Raw genomic sequence first — 7,568 nt, 5'->3', positions numbered from 1 at the left:
CAGGAGTCTGGACTTGACTTGATTTAATGTATAGCAATTGGGGACGTGAGTTACAATCAATAATTGAAAATATAGATACGAAAGACGTAAAAGAAGTGATGAGTCAAGCAAGTAAGTCTTATGAGGAATTAAATAGTAAACGCTACACTCGTAACAAGGAAAAATATCCAATGATTTTAAATGACATAGTTAAATATGAATTATATCTTCTTGATGGATGCAATAATGTAGATGAGGAAAACAAACCAAAAAAGTGGGAAGATCATGATTTATTTGTGCCAACTAAAACTAACTTTTCAGCAAATTTCAAAAAGTTTTGTCTTGCACTTGGTATTGATTCTGAAAATTTTAAAATTGGAAAATTCTATGCATTTAAATATGATAGTAAACTTGTTATACATGATATATTGTCGAATAACTCTGATTATATCCATTTTTTAAAAAATGGCGTTAATAAAAAAGACTTAGAATCTACAAATAAAATTAATGATAACATATATTATTTTATAAAAAATGAAATTACTAATCCTATTGATTATAAAACTGCTATGACAAATTATTATTTATATTTCTTAATCGATTCAAATATCGAAGTTGGTATAAAATCTAAGGTTATCGATATTATAACAGCACCAAATGTTAGCAGTGCTCAAAAAATAGATATAATTAATTACTATATGGATGAATTAGATGAACTCAAGGACGAAGTTAATGCAAGATTAGCTGCAACCCAATCTTATAGCTATAGTGACTATTTAGAACAAGAATGCCGTGTTCAAATTGACGTAAACCTTGCAAAGTATTTAACTAAAAAAGAAACTCAAGCATCTGCCCCTAAATCCTTAGTAACTAGATTATTAAGTCAAAGCGAGCTAGTAGATCCACCAGAGTACACCAAAGAAAATCGCAACAAACTTATTTCTGAATTAAAAAAAGCTTTAAATTATCATTTAAAGAACAACAACGATAAAAATAACCTTGATGATTCTGAATATTTTTATATCACGTCAAAATAGTAACCATCATTATAGAAGTGCCGATTTTTCATCGGCACTTCTTTTTTGTCAATATATTTCTTCATAATTTTTGTCTGGAATTTTAAAGGTTATTTTACAGACTTACTCCTCACACTATTACCTATATAGTTATATATGTATTCGGCCGATACACAAATTAATACATTCGGAGGTAAATAATTATGAAGTACGAAGGTGAATATTTTGTAAAGCACACACCAAGTGTTCCATTTATCATTATTAGTAAGAATAGTAAATGGAACTCAGTTTATCTGAAAACAGGCCCGAATCCAAAGCGTCAAAAGCGTAATTGGAAAGGCGGTAACAACTAATGACGAACAACATATTCAAGCAATATCCATACTGGTTAGATTCAACTGCATGGTATGAACTTATTCGAGCAAAAAACAAAAATGACGAAGATAAGATAATTCGTTTATCTAGTCCAATCATCATAGAAAACAAATTTCTCGACCCTACTACAGGGGTTGAGAAATTGACTATCACGGATGGCAAAAATATTGAACGTATTGAAACGTCAGATATTCTAACGACACAAAAGTTACCTAGACTGGTTATGTTTGGGTTCAGCATCAATGAAAAGTACATTAAATCGCTAGGTAATGCACTACAATTAATGCGTCAATCACTGCCCATTTCTACATTGTATACAGGTGTAGGTGTCTTAAGTACTGATGAAGGTACTGTCATTTCATTAGATGAACAATATCTTTCAAAAGACATCGAGCAGTCTCAGGCTGATGAAATCATTTGTGAAACAAAGTATGACTTACAACCTAAAGGTACATTTGAAGGCTGGTGGCAAATGTATCTTGATGAAGTAAAAGGAAACTTGTTACTGGAGCTTGCTGTGATATTTGGTGTTTCTTCATTAGTGACTGCGTTCTTAAAAACAAAGCATGAAGTCGAATATTTTGGCACGATATTTTCATTTATGGGGAACTCTAGTACGGGTAAATCGACTGCAGCGGCATTAGCAGTTTCAATAGCAGGTAATCCATCTAAAGGTGACCAAACATTATTCAGAGGTTGGAACGGCACCCGTAATGCAATTGAAGGATACTTAAGTAACAACTTTGGTGTTCCTATTGCCTTAGATGAATTATCAGCAGCTACCTTTAAAGATACCAATGGTTTACTTTATTCCCTAGCAGAGGGGCAAGGTCGTCTACGTGCTAATCGAGAAGGAAATGTAAAAAATCCTCACCACTTTGGATCTAGTGTGATTAGTACAGCAGAACACACAATATTCAAAGATGCTAGTGCAAATGATGGTTTGAGAGCAAGATGCATCGAAATATCTGAAGCCTTTACGACAAGCGCTGACAATGCGGACGCCATTAAAAAAGGAACATCAAAAAACTATGGACACGTAATGCCGTTAGTAGCTGAATATCTTCTAAATCGTGAATCTGAAGTAATCAAGTGGTTTCATAGAGAACACGATTGGTTCAAAACTCAGCTTAACAGTGAAACAAACAATGTAGGTATTCGAATGTTCAAACGCTATGCAACAATAACGACATCAGCAAGAATATTAGAACGTGTAATTGCAACCCCTATCGATTTGGTCGCAGTTAGAGAGTACTTAGTTAGTTATCATGTAGATTCCGTAAGTGAACGCAATTTGGCGGCCAAAGCGATTGATAGTGTGGTTCAGTTCGTGGCACGCAATCGTAGTAAGTTTGCGGAAAATGAAAAACTCTCCACAATGATTGAAAATTATGGCCTTATTGAGCTGAAAGACGATCACATTCAAGTCAAGATACTTAAAGATGTTTTTAAACATATGTTAGAAGAGAATCAATACCAAGATGTAAATATTGTAATTGATGCTTTACGAGACAAAGGTTATATCCATTCAGATCGGAACCGTAAAACAACAAAACGTAGCGTTCCAGATTCTAATGGCAATAAGAAGACTATTGTCTTTTACCATCTTAAGCTAGATATGACTTATGCTTCAATGTTTGGTTTGAGTTCTAAAACAGAACCTAGTATACCACCACCATTCGTTGATAATACAAATAAAAATTTGCTTAATGACTTTGTTAATCAAGCCAGAGAAAAAGAAGCAAGTGACGATTTAGAACTATAAATTTGAATGTTATACCGCTACAACGCTATAAACGCGTTGTAGCTCATTAAATCAATCGGAGGAAAAAATTATGAACGTAATTGCATTAACACATAATATTACAGATGAAAGATCTGAATTTTTAGAAAACACGCCTATTGATGACATTAAAACTTTCTGTAAGTCAAATGGTTATAAAATTACAAAAGCTTATGACAACGATAACCAATTAATAAATGACATTAAACTTAAAAACATCAAACCTAAACGTATTGTCTTTTGGGGCACCTATGAAGATTACTCTGAATTGGACAGACTCTGCTCAAAGCTAAATATCGAATTCATTACAATATTTCCGATGTTGGTATAACACTTTTACTACTATCAAAGTCAATTGGGAGGAATAATATGGACGAATTAATCACATTACTCGCTGATTTAGTGATTGAAGAAATCAATCACGCTGATGACTAATAATAACGCCCAACACCTCACTGGTGTTGGGCTCATCTGTAAATTCGTTCATAAATATATATTATCACTGTGGAAGGAGGAAACAGGATGAAACAAGCAATTGGTTACTTACGACAGAGCACTACAAAGCAACAATCCTTATCAGCACAAAAACAAACCATCAAGGCATTAGCCGAAAAACATAATATTCCACATATTACTTTTTATAGCGATAAACAATCAGGACGTACTGATAAACGGAATGGCTATCAACAAATTACTGAACTGATTCAACAAGGACAATGTGACGTACTATGTTGCTATCGTCTAAATCGACTTCATCGTAATTTGAAAAATGCATTAAAACTCATGAAATTGTGTCAAAAATACCATGTCCATATCTTAAGCGTTCATGATGGCTACTTCGACATGGATAAAGCATTCGATCGGCTCAAACTCAATATTTTCATCAGCTTGGCCGAACTAGAATCTAATAATATAGGCGAACAAGTCAAAAATGGAATCAAAGAAAAAGCGAAACAAGGTAAAATGATTACAACACATGCACCCTTTGGGTATCAATATCATAATGGTACTTTCACGATAGACACAGTAAAAGCACCCACAATAAAAGCTGTATTCAATTATTACCTTCAAGGTTATGGTTATAAAAAAATTGCGCAATACTTAGAAGCTGATGATAACTTCATTAATCGCAAGCCTTATCAAGTGCGTAATATTATCCTCAACCCTAATTACTGTGGCCGTGTTATCAATCAATACGGACAATATGAAAACATGTTCCCAGCTATTGTCAGTACAACGATATACGAAGAAGCTCAAGTTACCCGAACTCAGAAACAAGTAAAACGTAAGCCGTCAGAAAATCAACTCAAACAAAAAATCAAATGTCCCTATTGTCATTCGACACTCACAAACATGACTGTCCGCAAACCAGATCATTCATTGCGTTACTATGTCTGTCCGCAAAATATGAATAACGCTCGCTTTGTTTGTGAATTTAAAGGAATCAACGCACAAGAATTAGAAACAAGTGTTTTAGCGACTTGTCAGGACTTCTTTCAAAATCAACAGCTCTATTCAAAAATAAATCATACTATTCAACAACGACTCAAAAGACAAAGAGATATAGAAACTAAAACTACACTCAATCACGAGCAGCTGATAGAAAAATTAGCCCAAGGCAAAATTGATGCAGATACGTTCAGAGAACAATCGCAATCATTTCGACAACAGTCAAACCCTATAACATCAATCAATGCACATCAAATTCGAAAGGTTTTTCAAAATATCATACAACAACGTTTCACGTTAAACATGTTGTACCCTTACATTGATGAAATTCATATTACCAAAAATAAAACACTTACGGGTATCTATTTCAAAAATGAGCCCTTAAACATCGTCAATCAAACGGCGCAATCATCGATTGCTTAATCAGAAAGGATGAAAAAGTCATGCAACAACTCAAACAAAAACGTGTCGCTATCTATGTTCGTGTATCAACGGAAATCCAAAGTACTGAAGGCTACTCGATAACAGGCCAGATCAATCAGATTGAAGAATACTGTCAATTTAATAACTTCAAAGTGGTAGATGTGTACGCAGATCGTGGTATTTCCGGAAAATCTATGAACCGTCCTGAGCTCCAACGTATGTTGAAGGATGCGAATGAAGGTCATATCGATTGTGTCATGGTGTACAAAACAAACCGACTGGCACGTAATACATCAGACTTACTCAAAATTGTCGAAGATTTGCATAAGCAAAATGTCGAATTTTTCAGTTTGTCTGAACGTATGGAAGTCAATACTTCTTCTGGAAAACTCATGTTACAAATACTTGCGAGTTTCTCAGAATTTGAACGTAATAACATTGTCGAGAACGTATTCATGGGCCAAACCAGACGTGCCCAAGAAGGCTATTATCAAGGAAATTTACCGCTAGGCTATGACAAAATACCCGACAGTAAACACGAATTGATGATTAATCAACATGAAGCTAATATTGTAAAATATATTTTCGAATCTTATGCCAAAGGGCATGGCTATCGTAAAATTGCCAATACACTCAATCATAAAGGCTATGTCACTAAAAAAGGGAAGCCTTTCAGTATAAGTTCTATTACTTATATTCTATCCAATCCCTTCTATATGGGTAAAATTCAATTTGCGAAGTACAAAGATTGGAATGAAAAACGTCGTAAAGGACTGAATGATAAACCGATCATAGCTGAGGGTAAGCACGCCCCTATTATTAGCCAAGCATTATGGGATAAAGTGCAAGCACGTAAAAAGCAAGTCAGTCAAAAACCCCAAGTTCACGGTAAAGGAACTAATCTATTAACCGGTATCGTTCATTGTCCCCAATGCGGAGCACCTATGGCCGCGAGTAATACTACTAATACACTCAAAGATGGAACAAAGAAACGTATTCGCTATTATTCTTGTAGTAACTTTCGCAACAAAGGATCAAAGGTATGTTCAGCCAATAGTGTTAGAGCTGATGTGATTGAGAAATACGTCATGGATCAAATACTTGAAATTGTCAAAAGCGATAAAGTTCTCAAACAAGTTGTCGAACGTGTTAATCAAGATAATCAAGTCGATGTAGCTGCACTCAATCATGATATTGCTTATAAACAACAACAATTTGATGAAATTAACACTAAACTTAAAAATCTAGTTCAAACCATCGAAGACAATCCAGACTTAACATCTGCACTCAAACCAACCATTCATCAATATGAAACACAACTCAATGACATTACAAATCAAATGAATCAGCTCAAGCACCAACAAAATCAAGAGAAACCATCTTATGATACGAAACAAATCGCTGCCCTATTACAACGAATATTTCAAAATATAGAATTCATGGATAAATCACAGCTCAAAGCTTTGTACCTAACGGTTATTGACCGTATTGATATTCGTAAAGATGAGAATCATAAAAAACAATTCTATGTCACTCTCAAGCTCAATAATGAAATTATTAAACAACTTTTTAATAATAACAATCTAGACGAAGTGCTCCTCAGCACTTCGTCTTTGTTTTTGCCTCAAACACTCTACTTTCAAATATAATATCTATGTACTGTCCTTTCGTCATTCAATAACACTCATCTAACAAATATATTCAACACGCTAACAAATCATGGCTCAATGTGAAGCTTATATTGATATGACGAAAGAACATCCCAAAACAAAATATAAGTGGGATAGTAACGGGATTGACTAACTTCATGTAGGAGAAGGATTACGCAAGCGTAATCCCAAAATCCCGTTATTATTTATAAATAAATAATATAAAAAGAAAAAGTAACTCGTAATAACACCACTAAATCCAAATGATATATAAATATATAGCTATATTTCCCAACAAATGAGCGGGATAACGGGATTTTCTTGTCATATCAATGTTTGTAGCAGTTTTTCATATGGGATTTTCTCTTATTCCCACCGGGATTCGTAATAAATGATAAATCAAATATATATTATCTCAGTGATGTATATGAAATACATCGCTAACACTATCTAGGAGGCAATGATATGAAAACAACCACTCAAGAACTCAAACAATATATAACTCGTCTATTCCAACTATCTAACAATGAAACATGGGAATGTGAAGCGTTAGAAGAAGCAGCAGAAAATATACTTCCTACTCGCTTTGTAGACCATACCCCACTTGCGCATCTTACACTTGACACTTATACCTACTATAACGATGAACTACATGAGCTAAGTATCTATCCATTTCTTATGTACGCCAATAACCAACTCATCAGTATTGGTTATCTGGATCATTTTGATATGGATTTTCTCTACCTCACTGATACTAAAAATACGATTATCGATGAACGTCATTTATTAAAAGAAGGAGGGAAAGACCATGAATAATTGGATCAAAGTGGCACAAATATCTGTTACAGTCATTAACGAAGTGATTGACATCATGAAAGAAAAGCAAAATGGAGG

Annotated in this window: 7 protein-coding genes; all 7 read left to right on the top strand. The window is 34.2% G+C overall.

What is annotated here, in order from left to right:
- The first annotated feature begins 26 nt into the window (after positions 1–26).
- The gene (locus KA878_RS09770) at positions 27–1,016 is read left to right on the top strand and encodes a hypothetical protein (RefSeq protein WP_023350832.1); all 990 of its coding nucleotides are present in this window, start codon (positions 27–29) and stop codon (positions 1,014–1,016) included.
- A 182-nt stretch (positions 1,017–1,198) separates the two neighbouring features.
- A complete protein-coding gene (locus KA878_RS09765) occupies positions 1,199–1,348 on the top strand; it encodes a hypothetical protein (protein WP_002434105.1) in 150 nt (49 codons plus the stop codon).
- Positions 1,348–3,135 (top strand): cassette chromosome replicative helicase, encoded by a 1,788-nt coding sequence (gene cch1, locus KA878_RS09760; protein WP_193839867.1) that lies wholly within the window; start codon positions 1,348–1,350, stop codon positions 3,133–3,135. The genes KA878_RS09765 and cch1 overlap by 1 nt, the downstream gene beginning before the upstream one ends.
- A gap of 70 nt (positions 3,136–3,205) precedes the next feature.
- A complete protein-coding gene (locus KA878_RS09755) occupies positions 3,206–3,484 on the top strand; it encodes a hypothetical protein (protein ID WP_031903869.1) in 279 nt (92 codons plus the stop codon).
- 191 nt (positions 3,485–3,675) lie between these two features.
- The gene (gene ccrA / locus KA878_RS09750; protein ID WP_210142140.1) at positions 3,676–5,025 is read left to right on the top strand and encodes a cassette chromosome recombinase CcrA; all 1,350 of its coding nucleotides are present in this window, start codon (positions 3,676–3,678) and stop codon (positions 5,023–5,025) included.
- A 20-nt stretch (positions 5,026–5,045) separates the two neighbouring features.
- Complete coding sequence (gene ccrB / locus KA878_RS09745; RefSeq protein ID WP_031903867.1) at positions 5,046–6,674, top strand: cassette chromosome recombinase CcrB; 1,629 nt, start codon at positions 5,046–5,048, stop codon at positions 6,672–6,674.
- A 465-nt stretch (positions 6,675–7,139) separates the two neighbouring features.
- Positions 7,140–7,490 carry an SAUGI family uracil-DNA glycosylase inhibitor gene (locus tag KA878_RS09740; RefSeq protein WP_031926266.1) on the top strand — a complete coding sequence of 117 codons (351 nt, stop codon included), beginning with the start codon at positions 7,140–7,142 and terminating at the stop codon, positions 7,488–7,490.
- Positions 7,491–7,568 lie beyond the last annotated feature (78 nt).

The sequence above is a fragment of the Staphylococcus sp. GDY8P57P genome (assembly GCF_017892585.1).
Lineage (GTDB): Bacteria > Bacillota > Bacilli > Staphylococcales > Staphylococcaceae > Staphylococcus > Staphylococcus borealis.
This window is presented reverse-complemented; position numbering and strand designations above follow the sequence as displayed.